Here is a 23,501-nt window from a genome sequence, read left to right on the forward strand (position 1 = left end):
AAAATTAACATCTAAATCATAATTAAATATGCTCATATTCAACATCAGTATTGGGAATAAAATAATTTTTCAGAGACGATAAAGTATTTTATTTCTATTCTCTTCACAGAAAAATTCTTCTATAATTTCACTGTTTAATTTTTTTTAATGCTTCCTCGTAACTTTCGCGCTCATCTTTATAATCATAGATGTCTTTAGGTCCTTTATAGAAATAAACAATTTTATCTTTATCGGTACAAACAATAGCAACATTTGGCGTTTCAATTACATTACCTTTAAAATCATAATTAACTATGCCCATGTCTACATTAGTGTTAGAAATAGGGTAATCTCTGAGATAGGGACGAATCATTTCATTACTATTTACTTCTGAGATAAATTCTTCTGTAATTAAAACGATTAGCGTTTCTGATTCTTTTTTATTTAAGGGAAGGCCTTCTCTCCTAAATCCTAAAGTAAACTCATTTATACCATTATCAACCCCTCCTCCAATAGCCTCTAATTGCAAATTCTTCTCATATTTCATGCGTTTTGCAAAATCTTTGATAACTGCGTACATCAAATTACCTTCTTGGGACATTTTAGAATGATGCGATGGCATAGCAACCGCTTCGAAGATAATTAAACAAATTAATAATAAAAAATAAAATTGTTTATTCATGAAAAAATTTATTTGCGAATTTTTTTATTTCAGGTGCATAAGTTGGGCTTTGGAATGAATGATCCATAATGAAATATTCTGGATGGGCTTTCAAATTCACTACTGTGTCTCCACATCTCGAAATTTTATGATAATCTAACCAAGGAATAAGATCTTTATCACTCGTTAGATGCTTTACTTTGCCACATAAGCCATCCGCTATGTATCCTCCTGGAGCGACAGCAAGGACTTGAATCTGTTTTCTCAATTCTGGCGGATAGTCCATTAAAGCATTTCGAACATAAACAGCAGCTCGGCTATGGCAAACCATTAAAATCTTTCCTTCAGGAGTATCTTTGAAAAATTCATTCCAAGATCTATGTAGTATCCGCACAGATTCATAAGCAACATTGTTTATTAAAGCTTGTTTATAATGGTAAAAATCACTAAACATCCCTTGGGAAGCAGAGTATACCCCAAGTACATTATGGTTAGCAAGTAAACCAAGGTGGCCAAGGCTACTAAGGTGATCTTGAAGGCTATTATTCACACCATTCATAAACATTAAGAGTTTACCTTGAGTCATCTTTAAGTTATAGGGCATATTGGTTGAAGGATTTTTAAAGTCATTTAAATTATATACTGCGGATCGATTATAATAAATAGCATCAGGAATTTCAGAATCTGAATGGAAAAATTCATAATCTTTTTCAGATTCACAAAATTTATGATTCACAACATTGTTTAATGGGTCGTTATTTAGGTACTGATACACATTACTCGCAACAAAGCCAGGAATTCCAAATGCACCATAGTCGCACAAAGCCATTGTGTAATCAAAAGTGGTATCTAATAAACCTGAAAAGGTGAATAGTCCAAATTGATCAAAGTAGATCAGAGGGCTATGATGCACATAGGCGTAAAGGTTAGGACCGTCTTCAAAGCCGGAAGGATCAGCTGTGACCCAGCGACCGAGGTTGGGATCATAATACCGAAGACCAAATGCGACAAATCCTGTCTCGGGATCAAATCGTTTGTTAGCATAACGCCAAGGATTTCCAACCTGAGATTCTTTAATTTCTTTTCCTTTCGCATTAAGGATTTGAATTTCTCCAAAAGCAGAATAACGATAAGTTTCAATTAGTTGCCCTTGTAAAGACTGTAACCCGCTAATTTGACCGAATAGATCACGAATGGGGACATAGACTTGATCATTTAGTTCAATCGCAACAGGGGGATACTTTTCACCTTTCCCAAGAACTTTTAATTCAGTGATTTTTCCTTTAACGATAGCTCCAATTTCTTCCTGTCCTTGATGAAAGTACATCTCTTCTTTGACACCTTTTTTACTCAGGCGTCGATTAAAAGGATCGTAAGAGTAAGAAATTGTTTTTTGTTTGGATGTTACTGATTGGAGACGGTCAAGGGCATCGTAGGTGTAAATGGTTTTTTCTGAGGCCGTTTGTTTCTCAATTAAATTTCCATTGGGATCATAGAGATAGGTTTCATCTCCTCTTTTTAAAAGTTGATTGAGGGAATTGTATGTGTGTTCTTGATCATCTTTAAGTAAGCGATTCGATAGGGAATCACATTGGTATTTATGATTAGCATGTCCTTTTTCACTTTGTAATTGATAGAAATCATCATAAGTATAAGAAGAAACTTTGCCATCCGTTTCATAGCTGAGCAGATTGCCGACCTCATCATACCCTTCACTTGAAATTGTTTGTTTGAAAAAAGGGGAGGCAACGCCGACACATCGATCTAAAGAATCATATTGATAATGAACAAGGCCATTTTCTCCTGGCGGTTGGGATTTAATTGGTGCACCTTGTAGATTGTGTTCTAAATCTTTATGCGTATAAGAGTACTTTTCGTTTACTAAACGATGAACAGCTTTTAAATCGACTGCGCTGAACTGATATTCAATTGTTGTTTGATCAGGTAGGGTGATAAGAATAGCTCTGCCAAGGCGATCGTATTGATAAGCAAGAATTAATCCATTTCCGAGTTTTTCTTGGATCATTCGTCCCATTTGATCATACAAACGCTCAGTAGAGCTTTCTGTAACATAGTCGACGACTTTTTTTACCAGTCCATTTAATGTATACTCATAATCGTAATCAATAGATCCATCAGAAGATTTTAATGTTTTTAAATAGCCAAATGAATCGTAGGTGTGAGATAAAATGGCTCCATTGGGTTTTGTGGTAGAAATTTTTTGACTTCGTTGATTATAGAGGTAATGAGTGATTTTTTGTTCGGGTGTATAAGCCGCTTCTGCAAGCATGATTAATTGATTATTTTCGTTATAGCTGAAAAGGGTTTCGATGGAATGCGTTGTTTTTCCATCCACCATCACATGGTCAATGCGTTTTGCTTGATTGCCATTCAAATCGTAATAAAATTGTTGATGAGAAATCTCTATTCCAAAAGGAGTTTTTCGCTTCTCACTAACTAATCGATTCGCGTTGTCATAGGTAAGAATTGTCTGATAACCTAGGGCATCTGTTGTGGTGGCTTGCAAGACGCGTTGATTATAATGGTTTAAGTAGTAAGGATTATAAGCTGTGTGCGTCGTTTGACCAAGTGCATTGGTAATTTTTATCACATTTTGATGGGCATCATAAGTTGTTTTTGTGACTTGTTCACCTGCCTTAACAACAATTTTATTTCCTTTCGCATTGTAAGTATATTGATTGCATTGATAGAGCTGATTTTGAGCATCTTCTAGCCTATCTTCAATAATACGATTGAGCCAATCATAGACTTTAATGGTACGTCGATAATTTGATTCATCAATCCATTCTTTAGTTTCAATTTCTCGTCCCAAACTATCGTAAAAGTACTCTGTCATTTGATCTTCTTTAATTTGAGAGACTAGGCGACCCGCAAAATCATAATGATAATGAGTGACGATTCCTTCTTTATCTATATAGGTCAAGGGGTGGAAAGCATTATACGACCAATGCTGTGCACAAAGAAGGTTTCCTTCTGCAGCATAAGTAGATTCGGTTAGAATTCTTCCTTGATAATCTTTTTCATAGTGCGTGCGTATGCCAGAGCGTTCAGTTTTTTGAATGAGAGTTCCATCTAGCAAATAAAGATATTGTTCGGATGATCCATCGGGATAGTGGGCAAGAATAGGCTGACCACGAATGTTATATTGAATTTTGGTTTGCAACCCTTTAGCATCTGTTACACAAGTTGGAAGACCGATAAGATTATATTCTCTATGAATAACGGGAGAAACAATTTCTCCAGCTTCATTTTCTATCTCGGGTAAATGTGTGGCAATTTGACGACCAAGATCGTCAAATTCAAATGTGGTTTCTTGTCCATAAGGATCAGTTGTGGCGATACATTGGTTTAAATAATTATAGCGGTGCTTGGTCGCAAAATAGTTACCATCCGTATGCTTTTCTTCTTGCAAAACGAGACGATTGGAATAGTCGTAAGTATTATGTAAAGAAAATTGAGAACCCGGCTCTTCTTGGAAGATGAGATTATTATAGTCATCATATTTTTTAGAAGAGACTTCACCCAAAGGATTAATCTCCTTGGTGCAGTTGCCATGGCCGTCATATTCCCAACTTTTTGAATAACAAAAATCGCCTTGGTTATCATAAGTGTCTTCTTTTGCAAGATAACCTTCCAGGGTATAATGATAAATAACTTTGTTAAGCAACACTTCTTGTTTGGATTGCAAATCCAAATACATATGATCTACTCGTTCTGGCAAATGTACAAGTGTATGCTGCCTTGGGTAAAAGTGGGTAATAAAGCGTTTTGTTAAACCTGTTAAATCGTATTCTAATAATCCTTTCCCATCATCAATCACTTTTTTAATGATGACATGATTTTGGTCATAAGTATAAAACTCTCTTTTTTGTACGATTTCATCAACGACAATGAGCTTAGCGGCTAAAAGATCACTTCTTGGATAATAATGATAGACGGTAACAACGCCATTACTATCTGTCTCTGTCAAAAGATGATTTAACCCGTCTTCTGAATACGTACAAACTTTTTTTTCTTTTTCACAACCATTATTAATAGGAATATGATGTTTATCAAGCTGAAGTTGAGGGGTTGGCATTCCTGTCAAACATCCCCATAATTCCTTTTTTTTAATGTTTCCTCGCTCATCGTATTTAAAATATCTCGCTTGATGCGTATTTCCTTGACCATCTTTGAGATATTTACAAATGAGATTTCCTTCATTCGAGGAACCCTCTTTCCCCCATACAAAACCTTCTTTACTAAATAAGTGATAATCGGAAGTGCCTTGATATTTTCGAATTTGTTCTAGGCGGTGTTCTTTTGTGAAGCAATAAGTTGTTTTATGAGAGTAGGCATCATAAACATCTGTTTTCCCTTCTTGAAGCTCGTTATCATCCTGTTTGATATCGTATACAAAGCGATGAGTTGTAATAGCTTTATCATCTGGCCCAACGGGTGCTTTTAATTGTCGCACACGGTCGATGCGATAATCATTTTTATCTTCAATACAAATGGCAGGAAGAGCGTTATTAAATTGATAGAGATGCTTGTTTTTGTAGTAGCTAATATCTAAAAATTGCTTATCAGCAATTTTCTTTTTTGACATCAGGAGGAAATCAGATGAATCTCTTTTGACATATTCATAGCTTTCGTGAGGAAATCTAGGTTTTTCAACGTCTTTTACATATAAAATAGTGTCATTAGAATAATTTTTAACTGTTTGTCGAGTAAAACTATATTTGACCACTTGGTTGTCGCTGGTTTGAAGATGAAGACGCTTACCAACTTGATCAAATCGAATCGTACTAAATATTCGTTGTGTTTTAGCGTTTAAACACTTAATAATATGGAGTCTTCCGAATACATCCTTGGAATGGACATATTCTAAACGAATGCCATTTGGTTTGGTTTCACTCGACTGAAGGTAATTAATGTCTCCTAACGGGGTCTTATAGCGCTGAATATGTTTAACAACTCCCGCTCCTGTTTTGACTGAAAATTGTTCATCATCAGGATAAGTTGTCACTTGGTAATTATTGACATTTGTTCGTCCACTAATTTCATTTCCTGCTCCGTTAGTCAGCCCTTTAGGACGAATCATTTTAAATTGGCATTTTTTTTTGTCACCATCTAAGATAAGAGAATGATAATAAGTTAGGGTGGACCCACTTGTTGAAAAAAGTTGGCAATAATTTACCTCTTTTTGCTGGTATACTCCATGCGAATAATAGAGCATATCGCGATGATTGGACCACCAACTTATGCCAAATCTTTCTTGGGTACTTAAACTACAGTAAGAACGACTAAAAATTAAGGGTTCAGGTCCTGGAACCACAACGTCCACACTTTGGTCGACCAACTGTCCGCTAATGGCGCAAACCATTCCACCTACAAGACTTGAAGGGAGCCCTTCTGTCGTTGCAACTGATTCAATGGCTGGAATAGAATCATTGTTGTTTGCTGTCAGCGTTTGCAGGCAAAGAATAAAGTTCAACAGTATATATATTATCCAACGCATAAAGATGCCTTAAAAAAAGTTCTGATTTGAATTTAAAAATAGGCATCCACATTAAAGAGATTACTAGAGATTTGTCAAATTATTTTTTTATTAAAATCATTTTTGAGGATGTTTTAAGTTCTGCTATTTCAAAATGAATTAGTAGCTTTCATAAAATTTTTTCACTAGCAGCAACAAAATTTTGAAAGTTTTTTGGATAGCTAAAGTGGCAAAAAGATCTAAGGTATTGTTTTAAAATTTCATTAAGCTTGCTTACCTTATGCTGAAAGATTCCCTTGGGATAAAGTCATTGGCATTTTGGCTAACTTCTGTTATATTTTTTTTCTTAGAGAACGAAAAGTTTTAAACTTGAAAAGGTGTTCGTCATGGTCCAAAAAAAATATTGTGAGGCGATTCATCAAACAGAGAGGCGCCCGACGCGCATTGTTAATGTGGGAAATGTTGGCATTGGAGGCAACCATCCTATTCGTATCCAATCCATGACAACATCCAGTACACGAGATGTGGAAGCGACAATTGAACAAGTCATCCGTTTGGCTGATCAGGGATGCGAAATTGTTCGCGTGACAGTCCAGGGAATTAAAGAAGCGGATGCGTGTGAACATATCAAAAAGGGGTTGATTAAACGTGGTTATCAAATTCCTCTTGTGGCGGATATCCATTTTTATCCTCCTGCAGCCATGCGTGTTGTGGATTTTGTAGACAAAGTACGCATTAATCCGGGAAATTTTGTCGATAAACGTGCGAGCTTTAAGCAAATTGTTTATGATGATGAGTCTTATGCCAGAGAAATTGAGAGGATTGAAGAAAAATTTACTCCCTTAGTGGAAAAGTGTAAACGGTTAAACCGTGCTATGAGAATTGGAACCAATCATGGCTCATTATCCGATCGAATCATGAACCGATATGGAGATACTCCTTTTGGAATGGTCGAGTCAGCTCTGGAATTTGCTCGCATTTGTCGAAAAAATGATTATCATAACTTTCTTTTTTCTATGAAAGCTTCGAATCCACAAGTCATGATTCAAGCTTATCGTTTATTGACGCAAGCCATGTATGCATTGGAGTGGGATTATCCCTTACACTTAGGTGTGACAGAAGCCGGAGAAGGGGAAGATGGGCGAATCAAATCTGCGATGGGAATTGGATCTCTTTTGATTGATGGAATTGGGGATACCATTCGTGTTTCGTTAACAGAAGATCCTTGGCACGAGATAAATCCTTGCCAACGATTGATTAAACTGGCTTCTGCTTATCAACAGCAAGGTGTGGCTCCTTTTATAGAAAATTATCGTCAGATAGAAGCAATCGAACGACGTCAAGTGCACTTATCTTCAACCGTTCCCATGCATCGTGACGGAACAGTTTTTATTTCGTTACCGATTAATATGCTTAAAGAGGCTTCTCTCTATCAACAAATTGGTTGTGAAGGCCCTTTTGGGAAACCTAAATTAAAGACTGCCACAGCAGATAATTTAGTTTTAAAAAATCCAAATTCTGACTCTGAAGAAAAACGGCAGCTTCAAATTTTAAAAGATTTAGGAATTGGCCTTTTTTCAAAAGATCCTTTTGAAATGAGTTTGGTTATTCACCCGTTAAAAAAATGGCTCCAGTCCCGTGCAGTGGATTCTTTTGCTTCCCGTTTTTCTTCATCATGGGCTAAATCCGCTGGGCAGCCCTTGATCATTCAAATAACTGATGAAACTGAAAAAGAGTGGAAAGAAGTTATTTCTTTAAAACCACAATTAATTATTTTATCTCCTTCAACTAATCGCTTACACTATTCAAGACAATTTTTTGAGTGGCTACAGCAAAATCAATTAAATTATCCAGTCATTTTAAACTTCACTTATCAAGGAGAAAATGAAGATACCATTCTTTTAGCTAGTATGGAATGTGGATCCCTTTTATGTGATGGACTTGGAGAAGGAGTTTGGTTAGAAGGTCCTTATGATATTCTTTTTCTTCGTCAATTGAGTTTTTCCATTTTACAGGCGGCTCGCCTTCGCATGTCTAAAACTGATTTTATTTCTTGCCCAAGCTGTGGACGGACATTATTTAATCTTCAAGATGTCACTAAACGAATTCAGTCTCGTACCTCTCATTTACCGGGCGTTAAAATTGCGATTATGGGATGCATTGTTAACGGGCCGGGGGAAATGGCCGATGCAGATTTTGGGTACGTTGGATCTAAGCCTGGTAAAATCGATCTTTACGTTGGGAAAGAATGCGTGGAAAAAGATATCGATTTTGCAGATGCAGATGATCGTCTTGTCAATTTAATCAGAGCACATGGTCGTTGGATAGAACCTCAAACGGTCAATGCATAACATTCGCCATCGATGTTAATTTAACGATGAGCATTTATGGGGTTCCCAGGCAGTTTCAGGCACATTTAAGTGAAAATTGACAAATCTTGACACAACAAATAAATAATCCGATAAACGATTCAAATAAATTAAAATATCTTCTACAACATCGGCCTGTTCATATAGAGGCACGACTAAGCGTTCCGCGCGTCGAATGATACTTCTTGAAAGATGTAAAGCGGCTCCTGCTGAATGACCTCCAGGTAAGATAAAATTTTTAAGAGGAGGTAGTTCAGTTTCCATTTGATCGATCCATTTTTCTACTAACCGAATTTCTTCTTGATCAAATCGTGTTTTTTCTAATTTTTTTGCATGTTGGCTAGTTCTTGGAGTTGCAAGAGCGGCTCCTACGTCAAACAACGCATGTTGGATCACTTCGAGTTGTTCTTTGATTTGTTGATAAAAAGGCTCTTTAGGAAGAAGAGAAATGGCCATACCAATCGAAGAGTTTCCCTCATCAACGGTACCGAGGGTCTCTATGAAGACATCATTTTTACTAACGCGTTTACCTGTAAATAATGACGTCGTTCCTTTGTCACCTGTACGTGTATAAATTTTCACTGCTGCTACCTCTTATAATAAATGCTCGTTGACGTAGATTATTATTCTGGACATTCTTTGACAAGAGCTTGTCTTAGTTCTTTTAATTGTTTGCAGTCGTAAGCTCGTGCTAAAGTGAATTTCTCTGCTTGCTTTAAATGAATCCATGCTTGCGGATAATCTAAACGTTGTGCATGAAGAATGGCTAAATAATAATTGACTTCTGGATCGTGAGGATAAAAAGCATCAAGCTCTTTAAGCTTCTCTAAAGCTTTTTCTGCTCGATGTAGCTGTGTCCATGTCATAGCTAATTGTAATAAACCTGCTCGGAAGCGAGGAAATTTATTGATTATTTTTTCTAAAGAGTCTTTTTTTGCTAATAAAGCGGTTCGATTTTCATCCGTTCTTGAAAACAAAATAGCAATGCTTTTGGCGTCTGTCATTCCATTTAAATAATCTTCTGCCACGGTAGACTTGACAACAGCATAATCAGGAATATGATCTTTAATACTCTTAATCAGTTCTAAACCTAATGTTTCGCGGTTTGTCAATAAGCATGTATATCCCATTAACTCTTTCAATAAAGGATCATCTTTGAGATAAGGTTCTGCTTTTTGATAAGCTAAAAAAGCCTGTTCAAATTGTCCTTGCTGCCAATAGACAGAAGCTTGGTTAAAATGAGCCATTCCAATCACTTCTTTATGAGGCCGGTGTTTTAAAGAACGGTTATTGATGCTTAAATATTTCTCGCAATCTAGATGAACTCCTCTTGCCGTTGTTTCAATATTGATCACTTTATCTTTAGAGCGATGACGAATATAGATATGACCAGGAGGAGTGACCATTTCAAGTTGGAGATTTAATCGCTGAGCGAGGCACAGATACAAGATAGAGACACCCAGACAAACTCCTCGATGAGAATCTAAAACAGAAGGTAAAAATGTATAGACATCGATGTGATTGGCATACAAGGATTGCGGAGGAAATCGAAATCTCATCTCGTCAAAAATCATTTGGTTGGTTGCCTTGATCACTAATTCAGGTGAGGCTTTAGGAGGTAATCGCGCAAGGATTTGAAGCGCAATTAAATCAATCATCGCTTCATAGGTGCGAATACGCAGGGAATCATTTCCAAATTGACTCAAAAATAATCCGCGTGCCAAATCAACCTCTTCAGTTGGTAAAGGCCAGATGTCTTTTTCATTCCAAACAGAATGCCCTTGAAGGTTATAGTGACTTAAACGTTTGGATAGCTTTTCTATTTCATCAAGCTCTTGAGAAGTGAGAGGAACTAGCTCAGTATTTGGTTGTTTATTGACGATATTAATTAGGGCCTGGATAACGGGGCCAGAAAGAGGAATGCCATTCAAGCATACATTTTTTTCTTGTTTCCCCGTTAAAAGGTTCCAAGCATCTTGGAGTGCTTTCTGCCCTAAAGGATGGGAGGGATACAATTCATAAAAAGCCAAATGTTGCGAAACAGAGGTGGGGTTTAGGCTTGTATAAAGAGTTTTAAGTTTTTGATCTGAGGTAGAAGAAACACCTTCTAAATGAAAAAAAATGATTATCAGTAGGCATTGCACATAGAACTTGATCATAATACCCTCCATTAAATCTGCATTCAGAATATCTGGAGTAAAGAAATTTGTTCAAGTTCATAACAGTGCTCAAAGATAACTTTTTGAATCATTCAGTTTCTATAAAAAAGAGCCTTGGATAAGTAATGCATTTTAAGACCAATCTAAAACTCTTTTTTTTCAAAAGCTAGTTAATCCTAAACATGTAAAACTCGGCGCCGATTGTAGTCGTAAGTGAAATAATTGATCATACCAATAGGGTTAGTTAACTTCTTCGACAAAAAAGAGGGTTTTTCTCACAAGTCGAGAGCATCTTTGTCTAAGGATATTATTATAGTATTTTAAAATTAAATTTTCATCGTTTTCACAAAATAGTTAAAAAAGAAATTTAATAGCTTCAGCTAATGTTTTGAGTTTCTCCAGATTTGTTTGTCTAGATGCACTAATCTCACTGATGCTGGATAGCGCATTTAATATTCTTAGTCGCTTTACAGCATTTAGATCTGAATGGATGTGATAATCTCATTGACGCTGGATTAGCAAATTTTAAATTCTTATTAGCTAAACCACATTTGGATCTGCGTTGATACAAAAAATCTCAATGATGCTAGATCAAGAAATATTATTCGCTATGAAAAAGCTAATAAAATTTTAAAAATTCTAGTACTGAGCGATGAGTAAAAATGCGCAATCAGAGTGAACGAAGTATATTCCTATTTTGCTAGATTAGAAACAGCTATTTGCGTGTTTTAAATGCTTGAAATACCACATTTAATCTATTTTCATTCTTTAAGAAGCAATAAAATTTATATTGACCTAAAAATACAACGAAAACGCTATTCAATAAACAGGGGATTGTTCATTTAAGTGAGAAATTAGAATCAATTTCTTTGCGGATTTTTTCATATTGCAACAAAATACCCTCAACTATCGATCGTTAAAACCAATTCTCAATTTAAATTTAATTGCATATTTTTATTTATTACTATTGATATTATTTTATTTATATAATATAATTAAAAGTCATTTAATTAAACTAAAGGATAATTATGTATATTCATAATTCAAGATTTAATTCTAGTCATTTCATTGTCAATACAGATTCTCATACTTACTATCGATCGAACAATCGTTTAAATTTTTCTGAACGAATAAATTTATTATGCAAAAAAATTTTTCAGTCTTCTCTGAACCCATTCTTCAGCTATATCAATAGAGATCAATTTCAATCTCAATGGAGAGAGATTTTTTGGGGGCGAAAGGAGATCGCCACAAATCGTCCAGGATCTGGTTTACCTTTACCAAGTTCGAGTCAAACTTTATGTTTTGTCCCTCCTTCTTACAAACTGAGCTTTCAGGATAAAACTTCTCTAAGTATCTCTAGTTCTCACATATCTTTGTTAATGGAAAAATCGCTCTATTTTAAGAGTCTTTGGTCGGGAAATTTCCAAGAAACTCTTCAAGATCCTCTCGATTTGACACAAAAAGAGTTTACTTATCTACTCAATTGCCTGGTGGATGCTAGCTTTAAAGTTCCTGTGGAAGATCTTCCTTCTTTCATTCAATTAGCCGATTATTATCAACTGGCAGAAGTTGTAAAAAATTTAGAAGAGCGGTTGCTTGATGCATATAAATCAGAAGAAGGTGAGCTATTTAATTCCACCGAAGACAGCCTAGTAAAATTAAAAGAAGTTTTAAATTTTGCACATCAATATCACTTAGACGCTTTAAAAAATTATCTAGAATTCACAGTCGTGAGTAATTTATTAAATCAGGCGCCTGATTTAACGGAATTTGAAAAAATTTTAAACCACTTCTTAAATGAGATAGAAGAGCTTAATTTTTCAAAGAATGCCCATTTGACTGATGCACATCTCTTAGCGTTAAAAAATTGTGAAAATTTGAAAGTACTTAATCTCCAAGCGTGCCACAATCTCACGGATGCTGGATTAGCGCATTTAACTCCCTTAGCCGCTTTAAAGCATTTAGATCTGAGTGGATGCGAGCTCACTGACGATGGATTAGTGCATTTAACGCCCTTAGCCGCTTTACAGCATTTAGATCTGAGCCATTGTAGAAATTTCACCGATGCTGGATTAGCGCATTTGAAACTCTTAGTGGCTTTACAGCATTTAAACTTGAGCCATTGTGGAAAGCTTACGGACGCTGGATTAGCGCATTTGAAACTCTTAGTGGCTTTACAGCATTTAGATCTGAGCCATTGTAGAAATTTCACCGATGCTGGATTAGCGCATTTGAAACTCTTAGTGGCTTTACAACATTTAAACTTGAGCTATTGTGGAAATCTTACGGACGCTGGATTAGCGCATTTAACACCTTTAATGGCTTTACAGCATTTAGATCTGAATGGGTGCCATAATCTCACTGACGCTGGATTGACGCATTTAACGTCCTTAGTGGTTTTACAGTATTTAAATCTGAGTTGGAACTATAACTTCACCGACGCTGGATTAGCACATTTAACACCCTTAATGGCTTTACAGCATTTAAACTTGAGCTATTGTGGAAATTTCACAGATGCTGGATTAGCGCATTTAACTTCCTTAGCCGCTTTAAAGCATTTAGATCTGATTGGATGCGAGCTCACTGACGATGGATTAGCGCATTTGAAACTCTTAGTGGCTTTACAACATTTAAACTTGAGCTATTGTGGAAAGCTCACTGACGATGGATTAGCGCATTTGAAACTCTTAGTGGCTTTACAGCATTTAGATCTGAGTGGATGCGATAAACTCACTGGTGCTGGATTAGCGCATTTGAAATTCTTAGTGGCTTTACAGCATTTAAATCTGAGCCATTGTGGAAAGCTCACTGACGATGGATTAGTGAATTTGACACCCTTAGCGGCTTTACGGCATTTAGATCTGAGTCATTGTGGAAAGCTCACTGGTGCTGGATTAGCGCATTTGAAATTCTTAGTGGCTTTACAGCATTTAAATCTGAGCCATTGTGGAAAGCTCACGGACGCTGGATTAGTGAATTTATCACCCTTAATGGCTTTACAGCATTTAGATCTGAGTCATTGTGGAAATCTCACGGACGCTGGATTAGTGAATTTATCACCCTTAATGGCTTTACAGCATTTAGATCTGAGTCATTGTGGAAATCTCACGGACGATGGATTAGTGAATTTGAAATTCTTAGTGGCTTTACAGCATTTAGATCTGAGTCATTGTGGAAATCTCACGGACGATGGATTAGCGCATTTATCACCTTTAATAGCTTTACAGCATTTAGATCGGAGTAAATACAATAATCTCACAGACGGTAGTGGATTGGCGCATTTAACGTCCTTAGTGGATTTGCAACATTTAGACCTAAGTTGATGCGATAAACTCACTGACGTTGGATTAGTAAATTTGACACTTTTAGCGGCTTTAACGCATTTAGATCTGAGTAAATACAATAATCTCACTGACGTTGGATTGGCGCATTTAACGTCCTTAGTGGATTTGCAACATTTAGACTTAAGTTGATGCGATAAACTCACTGACGTTGGATTAGTGTATTTGACACTCTTAGCGGCTTTAACGCATTTAATTCGGGATGAATGCGAACTGATCTCGCTTGAAGTGTAATAACAAAGAAAGTCAAATGTGAAATTAGCAAAAAAGATAGAAAAAATTTTTAAAAATATTTATGCTCATAAAATTTGGTAATTCTAAACATGTCATGCTAACTAAAAATTTTCATTTGGCTTTTCTAATGTAAATGGCTTTCTTATAGGGTTTTCCTCATACGGAGACCTAAAATGACATTAACGTGCCCAAGTTGTAGCTCGACAACTATCAAAAAAAAATGGTCATTTTCATAACGGAAAGCAGAATCACCCATGACCTAACTGTGGACGTCAGCTTATCATAAATCCTCAAAATAAAAGGATTAATGAAGAGAGGCACTCCTGAATTCATCAATCTCTCTTCGAACAGTTTTCACTAGAAGATGTCTGCCGCATTTTTTAATCTTAGCATGCCATGGCTTTTACAATTCATTCATGAAAACATTAAGGAATTACCAGAAAGCCTGAATGTAACTGTAACGAGTGCAGAGAAGATTCAAGTCGCTGTTATCGAGTTAGATGAGAGTAATGGAGCTATGGGGAAATGAGGATAATCAACAATGATTATGGCTTGTTTTGCACTCTGCTACGCGGCAAGTTTTAACCATGTACGGCCGAAAGCGAACGCGAAAAGAGGCCGAATGTCTGATGGGAAAATTGCCAGAAAACTTAAAAAAACCGTTTTTTATACAAACTAAATTCTCAGCGTATGATGAAGTCATTCCTTCGATGCAACACCGACTTAGTTGGAAAGAAATTGGGAGAAACAAGCTCTATTGAAAAATTTAATAACAACTTAGACAAAGATACTCTCGATTTGTGAGAAAACCCCTCTTCTTCTCGAAGAAGTTAACTAACCCTATTGGTATGATCAACTGTTTCATTTGCAACTACAATCGGCATCGAGCGTTACATGTTTAGGTCTACCTAAAGCTAAAAAAGCACTTTTATTGATCATTATTTAACATTCTAATATATGTATAAATACATGGGTTTAAGGTTAGAGAAATCAACTTAACAACTTATTAAATAATAAGTTGTTGCATAAGGTAGGTTAATGCTGGATGAGAGGTGAGTTCTTCTAAACTTGGTTTGAATCGATAGCTCCAATTTCTTTCAGAGATAATTCCTGGGATATTAATCCGCTCATCTTCTAGGTGAGGCCAAGTCAAACCAGGAATAAGAGCCAAATATTCTTGTAAAAGATTAATATGAAATAAACTGCTTGTGTGATGGCTGTCCCATAAAATTTCTTTTTGGTATTCACGATTTAAATAAGGGTGGTAAGACCAGCCCTTAAGTTGAGCGAAGACTTGAGCTTCTAAAGGAAAAGATTGCCACCACTGTTGTAAGGTTTCGCTGTCATGAGTTGAAACAGTTGTCATGCTATGTTCTGGATATTCTTGTGGGAGAAGAAAACGGCCATTATCTTTCCAAAGCCGTTCCCAACGCATTACACGGGTTCCACAAATGCCAAGTGCGCTTAAACATTCTCTGACCCGATCAGGGACTGCACCAAGGTCTTCTCCGATAGGAAGCATTTCACATTCTCTAAGCATAACACACATAATGCGTTGTCCATGATCGACCCAAGTTGCTTCATCAGAAGGAATAAATTCTCCTTGTCGACTCGTTAAACTGCGACGAATAGACCAAATGCGGAAAAAACCAATAATATGGTCGATACGATAAATATGATAATAGCGACAAGACCAATTTAAACGATCTATCCACCAACGGTAATTTTCCTGAGCGAGGGCTTCCCAATTGTAAATTGGGAAGCCCCAATTTTGCCCTTCACTACTGTACATATCAGGAGGAGCTCCGGCCGAAAATTCTAAATCAAATAGAGATCTATGTAACCAAACATCAGCGCTATCTCGATCAATCAAAATAGGAATATCACCCATGAGATAAACGCCATGTCGATCGGCATATTCCTTCACAGATTTAAGCTGTTGATCACAAAGATATTGAATGAGGCAGTGAAAATCGACTTCGGATTGATGCTTGGCATATACTTTTTCTAACAATTCTGGCGTGGGAGATTGATCAACAATGGGCCAACTTTCCCAATTCGACCATTGATATTGAGACTTTAAAGTTTTAAAAACAGCATATCCCTTTAACCAGGCATTGTTTTGAACAAATGCTTGGTAAGCTTGGCTATTTAAAATCAAAGAACCGGCTTGTTCATAATAATGGTGTAAAAAACGTTCTTTATTTTCACGCACAAGCTTATAGTCAACGCGTTGATGGTTAGATAATTTAGGAATAGCTTTTAATTCATCATGCAAAGAGGGAAATTCTTCTAAATGTGGTAAAGCATGTAACCCTAAATAGAGGGGACTTAAAGCAAAGGCTGATAGGGCACTGTAGGGACTGGTTCCAAGACCGCTATCATTCAAAGGGAGGAGCTGAATTAAATCAAAATTGATCGACTTACACCAATCGATTAAAAGAAAAAGGTCTGTAAATTCCCCAATTCCGCATGATTGAGAGGAATGAACACTAAATAAAGGAACATTGATTCCATGATGGTGCTTGATACCGATTCGCTCCCACTGTTTAGCCGCAAGAGAATGAAGTAAGAAAGTAGGATCTATCATCTTTGATAACCAAATGGAGGTGCAGGAGGAGTATTGGTAATTTCTGTAATATACGGAACATTTCCTTGATTGAGAGCATCGGACCAAATTTTCGCTTTGGCAACAAAAGGTGAAAGAATGCTTTCAATTTTGTTTTGGTCTAACTGATAAGGATCAATTAAAGTATATAAAATTAAATTACTGGATTTATGGCTAAAGCCAAAAATTCCGCTCGAAGGGGGATAAAAATCATTCGCTTTTAAAGCTTCTTTGACTACTTCATGAAGGAATCTCCCTAATGGAAGTGTGGCTATACGGCAGCCAATTAATAACTTTCCTTCTCGATTAAGTTCAATTTGGATATTTACTCCAATTCCCATTTGAATCAGACAAGATTCATTTTCATCTGCTTTTAATGAACAATTGAAAAAAAGTTCGAATTCTTTCAAAATGGATTCAAACTGGCTACTAACCATAGGATAAAGCTCCTCAACTTTCTTTATCAACGCTTTCTTCAGCTTCTAATGCTTGCTCTTCTAATTCTTCTAATTCATCTTCAAGGTCTTCTAAGGCTTCAATAACGGCTAGATATAAATCATCTCGATGTTGCATAGAGCGATAAAGCCTAGGCGACACGGCTTTGATCATATTGCGGATAGAATTTAAAAGCGTAATTTTGGCAAAAACATTTTCGACGGGATCCAAAATGACCGGATCTGTTAAACGAGAAACCAATTGATTCATTTTTTCAGCTGTGGGATAACGCTCTTCTGCAGCATCAAAAAAAAGCTTTCCGATAGATTCAAAGTTGAAGTGAGCTCGAAAGGAATCTCTTTTCATTCGTTATCCGTATGCGTTTCAATTAACCTGAGTTTTAAGTTTACTTAATTTGAAAATCAATTAATTTGTTATATTTTTTTTATTTTTCTCCTTTTTTTTGGAAAGAAACATAAAATCTAACAAAATTAAAACTCAGGTTTTCGATATAGTCTTAGGCTGCTGCTCGATTGATAAAGCCTGCTTGGTTCATTGTTTTTTCAGCAATCTTGCTTTCTGTTTTGGCACTTATATAGACAAAGGCAACGGCTCTTCTACTTTGTGTAGCGTCAGTATATTGTTGTAGTTGGCTTGGCTCTAGGGTTGGCATATTAGTTGGGTTGAGATTTCCACCATCCACCGTTTGCACATTGACACGTTTTAATTGATTGCCTAAATGGTGATAAAATGTTTTAAGATCGTTAAATAAACGGGTAGCACCCCCATTTTTTTCATACTCTTTACGGATATTTTGGACATCTTGCGGATTATCTAAAATATCTCGAAGTTCATCTAAAGCCTCTTTTGTAGAACGATCTGAAGCATCAACAACACCACTAGCCAGTCCAATAATTTTTTTTGCCTGCTCAATGGCTTTACTATTTGGTTTGCCATCTGCACCTGGCATATCATAGTAGTCTTTTTTAGCGACTTTAATATGAGCCGCAACTTCTGTCAAGCGTTTGCTATCTTCGCTATCTTTAGGAAGTTTTTCTAATTTTTTTTCAGTCACAAACAACAGAAATTCAAAGGTTTTATCGATCTGTGAACTGTCAGGATCTTTGATTTTTCCACTTTTTGGATCGAAAGTGCGAAGGCGGTCAGTGATATGGTCAATAATTTCTTTAGAAGACATTTTAGGAGTAATACCAGCACCTAAATCTTGAGCAAGAGAACTCAAAATCGCCATTTCTAGGTGATAATTTTTATTATTTCCTTTTCCTAAAAAGTCCCCAGCAAATTGATCAGCTTCTTCTTTACGAACTAAAACAGATTCTTGGACTTCTTTCGCTTTCTCAATTTTTTCTGAACGAGGGGGAGCAGCAAGTTTTTTGGTTTGTGCTGTCATCCCTGTGCTTGCATTTTCTTCTGCTTCACGAGCAAGTTTTTCTTGAGAAGCTTCTGCCGAATTTTCTTGCAGAGCCAAACTATTTTTTGCAGAGACTTGCTGAGTTGCCTCAAGACTTTCGTCAAAAGCGGCATCTTTTGCAGCAAAGGCAGCATTTGCAGCAGCTGCATTAAAAGATGAAGGAATACTCATGATCCCACCTCCCATCAGAGAGTTTTAAGAATTTAAGAAATCTGGATACGCCCTAAAGGCTGTATGCGGATTTCAGGAACAATCTCTTGGTAAGAAACCACAGAAATATCAGTAAATTCCATTTCAATGAGTTTTCGAACGAATCGTCTCACGTCGATTGCAGTCAAAATAACGGGCGGTTGTCCACCGGGAGGAGGAGGAGATACCGTATTGCGTACACCTTGTAAAATAAGTTGAACAGAATCAGGATCTAGGGCTAAATAAGACCCGGCTGATGTCTGTTTAATGGCACCTCTTACCATATCTTCAATTTCAGGGTCTAAAATATAGACTGATAGAACGGACTGACCCTGAGAATATTTATAGCTAATAAACCTTTTGAGCGATGAGCGGACGTATTCTGTCAAAAGAACGGTATCTTTTTCAGTTTGGGCCCACTCACCAAGGGCTTCTAAAATTGTTCTTAAATCTTTGATCGAAATTTGCTCTTGGATCAAACGTTTGAAAATATCTGTCATTTTTTGAAGCGGTATCAAACGTGTGACTTCTTTGACGAGATCGGGAAAAGATTTTTCAACAAACTCTAACATCGATTTAACTTCTTGAATTCCAACAAATTCATTCGCATAATGACGGAAGAAGTAAGATAAATGTAAGATCATCACTTCCAAAGAGCTCCAGTAACGGATTCCAGCTTTATCTAATAGCTCTTTGTTTTTTGCATCCACCCAAAGAGAAGGAAGACCTAACGAGTTTTTATAAGAAACGAAAGGAAGATTATAACGTTTAAGGTTTTCTTCCGATTCATTGGTAAGTAGATGATTTTCTAAAACTTTTCCTCGCACAATGGGAACTTCATTTAAGTGAATTGAGTATTCATCTTTATCTAAAATGGGTGAGTCAGTTCGCACATGTACACCGGGAAAACGAACTCCTAAATCGGCGTAAAGTGCTTGTCTCATTTTGGGAATCATTTGATCGATAAAGCTTGTCCCTTTATTTGCTTTTTGAATTTCTATAGACAACCCTCTGCCAACCTCTAATACGACTGGGAGTGTTAATGCATAGCTGTCAACTCCACCCCCAGAGATAACTTTATGACCTCTTACAGAGGTTTCTACTGAAGAATCGCTACCAGCGGCAGACTGAATTGTCCCTCCACCCATGGAACCAACGCTTCCTCCACCTAACAAGGCTTTTTGTTCATTGCTCCATAAAGCATAACCAATCAAACCAAGTGCAGCAGCAGCAATTAGAAAAGGAGGCATCGGAAAACCGGGAACCAAGCTCATGCCCATCAAAAATGCGGCGGTAATCATAAGAGCTTTAGGTTGTTTTAAAATTTGACCAGAGATTTCAGTCCCTAAATTTTCAACTTTTTCGCTTCCAGAAACACGAGTTGTCACAATACCGGCAGTAATCGAAATTAAAAGAGCGGGAATTTGAGAGATCAATCCATCTCCAATAGATAATAACGCATAAGTTTTGGCTGCATCACTTGCTTCCATTTCATTCATGGTCATTCCGATGATCATTCCACCAATAACATTAATTAAAGTAATGACGATACCTGCAATCGCATCTCCTTTAACGAACTTCATTGCCCCGTCCATTGCTCCATATAATTGACTCTCTCTTTGGATGGCTAATCTTTTTTCGCGAGCTTGATTGGAATCCAAAATTCCTGCACGCATGTCTGCGTCGATGCTCATTTGTTTACCAGGCATCGCATCCAATGTAAAACGGGCAGCGACTTCGGCGACTCTTTCTGCCCCTTTTGTGATCACTAAGAACTGAACTAAAGTGATAATTAAGAAGATAACGCCTCCAACGACGAAATTTCCTCCAACGACGAAGTTACCGAACTGGAAAATGATTTCTCCAGCATTAGCGTGTAAAAGAATTTGTCTAGTAGAAGCAATATTTAATCCTAAGCGGTATAACGTGGTAATCAAAAGCAGAGAAGGAAAAATAGACAAATGAACAGCGCTTGGAATGTAAAGAGCAACCATTAAAAGGGCAATTGAAGAAGAAAGATTGATAGCGATTAAATAGTCAATCACATGGGGATTGACAGGAAAAATAATCATAACAAGAATACCGATGATTAAAACGGCTAATGCAATGTCGCTGGATTTCGAAATTGCTTCGAGCGAGCGATCTCCGCCTAATCGAGCTGTAATTCCATCTAGGATTTTACGAATGGCATTCATGTCAGGTTTTTCTCCGATAATTTTTCAAAGCTTATAAGTTTAGAGGCTCGGGGATTTCAGTTCCATCTTTTAAAGAGGCAATCCAACGCATAATTTCTGCTAAGGCTTCATAAGTGTCTTCAGGTACATATTCATAAATTTCTCCTTGCTCCCAGAGAATATGCGCTAAAGTAATATTCCTTAAAACAGGGATGTCATTTTTTTCAGCAATTTTTACAATACGTTCAGCTAAAACATCTTTACCCATTGCTAAGATATAAGGAGCTGCATCCATGTGTCTTTCATAGCCAATTGCGATTGCTAAGTGAGTCGGGTTAGTGACAACTGCTTGGGCACGTTTAACACCACCTGTCGGTCCCTCTTGATAAGCAATTTCTTGCGCAATTTGTCGTCGTTTCCCTTTAATATGCGGATCACCTTCGCTGTTTTTATATTCTTGTTTGACTTCAAATTTTTCCATCATCATCTCTTTAGCGAATGTTTTCTTTTGGTAGATAAAGTCTGCAACCGCAACAACAATAAAAAATAATCCAACCTTTAATACAACCTCGACTAAAAAAGCATGAAAAACAATTAAAGCGCCAGAAATGGGCATCGACACTGTTTGAATCAAAACCGGGATACTATTATACATCACTTTATAAATCAAATAAGACGCGATAGAAATTTTAATCACGGACTTCAGGAGCTCAACCAGTGTTTTTAATTTAAATTTTGCCTTTAAGTTATCGACGGGGTTGAATTTTTTAATATCGAACTTAAACACTTCAGGTGCAAAAACTGGGCCAACTGTTAAAAATGTAATGGTTACTCCAACCAATGCAACTAAGGCCATAGTGGGGATGCTCGCTAAAAAAATTACTTCATTGGCTTTATAAAATAAATTAACAATGACGCCGCTTAGTTCCGGCGTATTTACGGAACGGAAAGTTCCAACCAAAAAATTAGCTAATTGATGATAGAGGCTAGAAGCCAGAGCAAGAATGATGGCGACTGAAGCTATAAACGTAAAGGCAGTAGGCAAATCTTGTGATTTCGCGATTTGCCCCTTTTTTTTTGCATCTTTTAGCTTTTTTGGGGTCGCCTTCTCGGTTTTGTCGCCCATATGATTTTATCCTCCGAGAGAAATGGCAATGACAATAAAAATAAACCTATATTCCTTCTTATAGTATTATATCCCTATTTTTAACCATTGTCAATGTTGTAAAAAACTAAGTTTAAAAATTAGATTTAATTTGTTTAATTTTATCATTCCATTATTTATAAATTTATTATAAAATAATATAAAATATATTTATTTTAATTTTAAATGAATAAAGACTATATGCGAATAATTTATACAATGATTTTTACAAATTAGATCAAGTTATGACGTCTATTTTAAAATTGCTTTCGTTCACAAGTCACGCAATCGGAAGTTCAGAAATTAAGTAAAACAGCAAATCAAACTGTATTTCAAGAAAATCTCATGGATAAACTTAAGCGGAAATTTTTAAATAATTATACGGCGGAACTGTCTAAAATTAAAGAAGATAATTTAAACCTGGCGAGAAAATGCCCTTTGTTGCAAGTTCAAAGTTTTTAGATGTTTAAGGAAAAAATAAATGATTTATTTTTAAACTGATTAGTCCTGAAATTTGAAAATTTGATGCAGCAATTTGAAGATAGACAAAGAGAAGCATTCACAAAAACTTTGCATATTTAGAATGTCTTAGTAAATTTTAACTCTAATTTTTAAGGGCGATCTAAAATATTCAATAATACCAAACTTTTTCATATAAATTCTCAATTGAGCGTAAAAAATGAATTGGATACTCCAAGTGCCTCTCAATGATTGGTTGTTTTTTAATTGTTTCATTCTGAGAACTCTTTAGTTGGTGGGCTGTTCTCTTAGCTTCATTCAAATGAAAAGTCAAGTTTACAAATAATTAATCTTATTACAGGATGTTTAATTTATTAAAAATAGAACAGCTTTCAAACCAATTTCGAAACTACAAGTATGAGTGAATGGAATTAAGCAAATAACGAAATTTTCTACCTCATAAAAGCAAAACTTTTAAGAAATTTTTCCTATTATGTTTAATTAATGAGGCATTTTTAAAGAATGAATATACTTTTAATCTATCCGAGTGCACAAACTTACTTATAGAATTCAAAAAATGTAGCTGTGTTTTTTAGCCGAATATCACCAAAAAAACTAACCTTTTTTTGAGCTACAAAAATTCTAGGTAATTTAATTTTATTTAAATTAACTTATTTTTTAATATATCTTTTTGTGAGATTTTGTTATCATTTATGTTTAACAAATTTAAACCATTATTTTATTTTATATATAATAATAAGTTTTCAATTTCCTTCTCCAGACGAGAGGAAAAATTTATTAAAATTTGGATTTT

General features: G+C 36.1%; 13 protein-coding genes and 1 pseudogene. 4 read left to right on the plus strand and 10 right to left on the minus strand.

All coding sequences use genetic code 11. The features are described 5' to 3' along the window. Positions 1 to 127 precede the first annotated feature (127 nt). Both PC_RS03550 and PC_RS03555 read right to left on the minus strand, forming a co-directional pair. Complete coding sequence (locus tag PC_RS03550; RefSeq protein WP_044044880.1) at positions 128 to 661, minus strand: hypothetical protein; 534 nt, start codon at positions 659 to 661, stop codon at positions 128 to 130. After that, the gene (locus tag PC_RS03555; RefSeq protein WP_011175289.1) at positions 654 to 6,161 is read right to left on the minus strand and encodes an RHS repeat-associated core domain-containing protein; all 5,508 of its coding nucleotides are present in this window, start codon (positions 6,159 to 6,161) and stop codon (positions 654 to 656) included. The genes PC_RS03550 and PC_RS03555 overlap by 8 nt, the downstream gene beginning before the upstream one ends. Before the next feature lie 365 nt (positions 6,162 to 6,526). Here PC_RS03555 and ispG point away from each other — a divergent pair, with 365 nt between their 5' ends. Next, positions 6,527 to 8,491: a (E)-4-hydroxy-3-methylbut-2-enyl-diphosphate synthase gene (ispG, locus tag PC_RS03560; protein ID WP_011175290.1), complete on the plus strand. Its 1,965-nt coding sequence runs from the start codon at positions 6,527 to 6,529 to the stop codon at positions 8,489 to 8,491. Between the two features lie 15 nt (positions 8,492 to 8,506). On the opposite strand, the gene PC_RS03565 is transcribed toward ispG, so the two are convergent. Beyond that, entirely contained in the window at positions 8,507 to 9,091 is a 585-nt protein-coding gene (locus PC_RS03565) for a cob(I)yrinic acid a,c-diamide adenosyltransferase (RefSeq protein ID WP_011175291.1), read from the minus strand. 41 nt (positions 9,092 to 9,132) lie between these two features. Beyond that, on the minus strand, positions 9,133 to 10,668 hold the full coding sequence (locus tag PC_RS03570) for a transglutaminase family protein (protein WP_011175292.1): 1,536 nt from the start codon (positions 10,666 to 10,668) through the stop codon (positions 9,133 to 9,135). A gap of 1,028 nt (positions 10,669 to 11,696) precedes the next feature. Between PC_RS03570 and PC_RS03575 the strand changes: the two genes are divergently transcribed. From PC_RS03575 to PC_RS11945, 3 genes and pseudogenes are all read left to right on the plus strand, one after another. Continuing rightward, positions 11,697 to 13,994: a BTB/POZ domain-containing protein gene (locus PC_RS03575; RefSeq protein WP_011175293.1), complete on the plus strand. Its 2,298-nt coding sequence runs from the start codon at positions 11,697 to 11,699 to the stop codon at positions 13,992 to 13,994. 33 nt (positions 13,995 to 14,027) lie between these two features. Beyond that, the gene (locus PC_RS11085; RefSeq protein ID WP_181679043.1) at positions 14,028 to 14,144 is read left to right on the plus strand and encodes a leucine-rich repeat domain-containing protein; all 117 of its coding nucleotides are present in this window, start codon (positions 14,028 to 14,030) and stop codon (positions 14,142 to 14,144) included. 306 nt (positions 14,145 to 14,450) lie between these two features. After that, positions 14,451 to 15,148, plus strand: a pseudogene (locus tag PC_RS11945) (IS1 family transposase); the annotation flags it as partial. A 104-nt stretch (positions 15,149 to 15,252) separates the two neighbouring features. Here PC_RS11945 and PC_RS03580 read toward each other — a convergent pair. The 6 genes from PC_RS03580 to sctU all read right to left on the minus strand — a co-directional run bounded on the left by PC_RS03580 (position 15,253) and on the right by sctU (position 22,210). Beyond that, positions 15,253 to 16,836 (minus strand): 4-alpha-glucanotransferase, encoded by a 1,584-nt coding sequence (locus tag PC_RS03580; protein ID WP_044044883.1) that lies wholly within the window; start codon positions 16,834 to 16,836, stop codon positions 15,253 to 15,255. Further along, positions 16,833 to 17,291 carry a CesT family type III secretion system chaperone gene (locus tag PC_RS03585; protein WP_011175296.1) on the minus strand — a complete coding sequence of 153 codons (459 nt, stop codon included), beginning with the start codon at positions 17,289 to 17,291 and terminating at the stop codon, positions 16,833 to 16,835. The genes PC_RS03580 and PC_RS03585 overlap by 4 nt, the downstream gene beginning before the upstream one ends. Positions 17,292 to 17,304: 13 nt before the next feature. Continuing rightward, positions 17,305 to 17,655 carry a hypothetical protein gene (locus PC_RS03590; RefSeq protein ID WP_011175297.1) on the minus strand — a complete coding sequence of 117 codons (351 nt, stop codon included), beginning with the start codon at positions 17,653 to 17,655 and terminating at the stop codon, positions 17,305 to 17,307. A 151-nt stretch (positions 17,656 to 17,806) separates the two neighbouring features. Further along, positions 17,807 to 18,892 (minus strand): hypothetical protein, encoded by a 1,086-nt coding sequence (locus tag PC_RS03595; RefSeq protein WP_011175298.1) that lies wholly within the window; start codon positions 18,890 to 18,892, stop codon positions 17,807 to 17,809. 32 nt (positions 18,893 to 18,924) lie between these two features. Then, positions 18,925 to 21,096, minus strand: a complete 2,172-nt coding sequence (gene sctV, locus PC_RS03600; protein ID WP_039357725.1) for a type III secretion system export apparatus subunit SctV — start codon at positions 21,094 to 21,096, stop codon at positions 18,925 to 18,927. 40 nt (positions 21,097 to 21,136) lie between these two features. Next, positions 21,137 to 22,210, minus strand: coding sequence for a type III secretion system export apparatus subunit SctU (gene sctU, locus PC_RS03605; RefSeq protein ID WP_011175300.1), 1,074 nt, complete (start codon positions 22,208 to 22,210; stop codon positions 21,137 to 21,139). Positions 22,211 to 23,501 lie beyond the last annotated feature (1,291 nt).

The organism is Candidatus Protochlamydia amoebophila UWE25 (assembly GCF_000011565.2).
Classification (GTDB): Bacteria; Chlamydiota; Chlamydiia; order Chlamydiales; family Parachlamydiaceae; genus Protochlamydia; species Protochlamydia amoebophila.

What these genes read in the sequence shown, in the direction of transcription:
- PC_RS03580 (WP_044044883.1), bottom strand. Translation starts at nt 16,836, where the DNA reads ATGATAGATCCTACTTTCTTACTTCATTCTCTTGCGGCTAAACAGTGG.
- PC_RS03550 (WP_044044880.1), bottom strand. Translation starts at nt 661, where the DNA reads ATGAATAAACAATTTTATTTTTTATTATTAATTTGTTTAATTATCTTC.
- PC_RS03595 (WP_011175298.1), bottom strand. Translation starts at nt 18,892, where the DNA reads ATGAGTATTCCTTCATCTTTTAATGCAGCTGCTGCAAATGCTGCCTTT.
- PC_RS03585 (WP_011175296.1), bottom strand. Translation starts at nt 17,291, where the DNA reads ATGGTTAGTAGCCAGTTTGAATCCATTTTGAAAGAATTCGAACTTTTT.
- PC_RS03570 (WP_011175292.1), bottom strand. Translation starts at nt 10,668, where the DNA reads ATGATCAAGTTCTATGTGCAATGCCTACTGATAATCATTTTTTTTCAT.
- PC_RS03555 (WP_011175289.1), bottom strand. Translation starts at nt 6,161, where the DNA reads ATGCGTTGGATAATATATATACTGTTGAACTTTATTCTTTGCCTGCAA.
- PC_RS03590 (WP_011175297.1), bottom strand. Translation starts at nt 17,655, where the DNA reads ATGAAAAGAGATTCCTTTCGAGCTCACTTCAACTTTGAATCTATCGGA.
- ispG (WP_011175290.1), top strand. Translation starts at nt 6,527, where the DNA reads ATGGTCCAAAAAAAATATTGTGAGGCGATTCATCAAACAGAGAGGCGC.
- PC_RS03575 (WP_011175293.1), top strand. Translation starts at nt 11,697, where the DNA reads ATGTATATTCATAATTCAAGATTTAATTCTAGTCATTTCATTGTCAAT.
- sctU (WP_011175300.1), bottom strand. Translation starts at nt 22,210, where the DNA reads ATGGGCGACAAAACCGAGAAGGCGACCCCAAAAAAGCTAAAAGATGCA.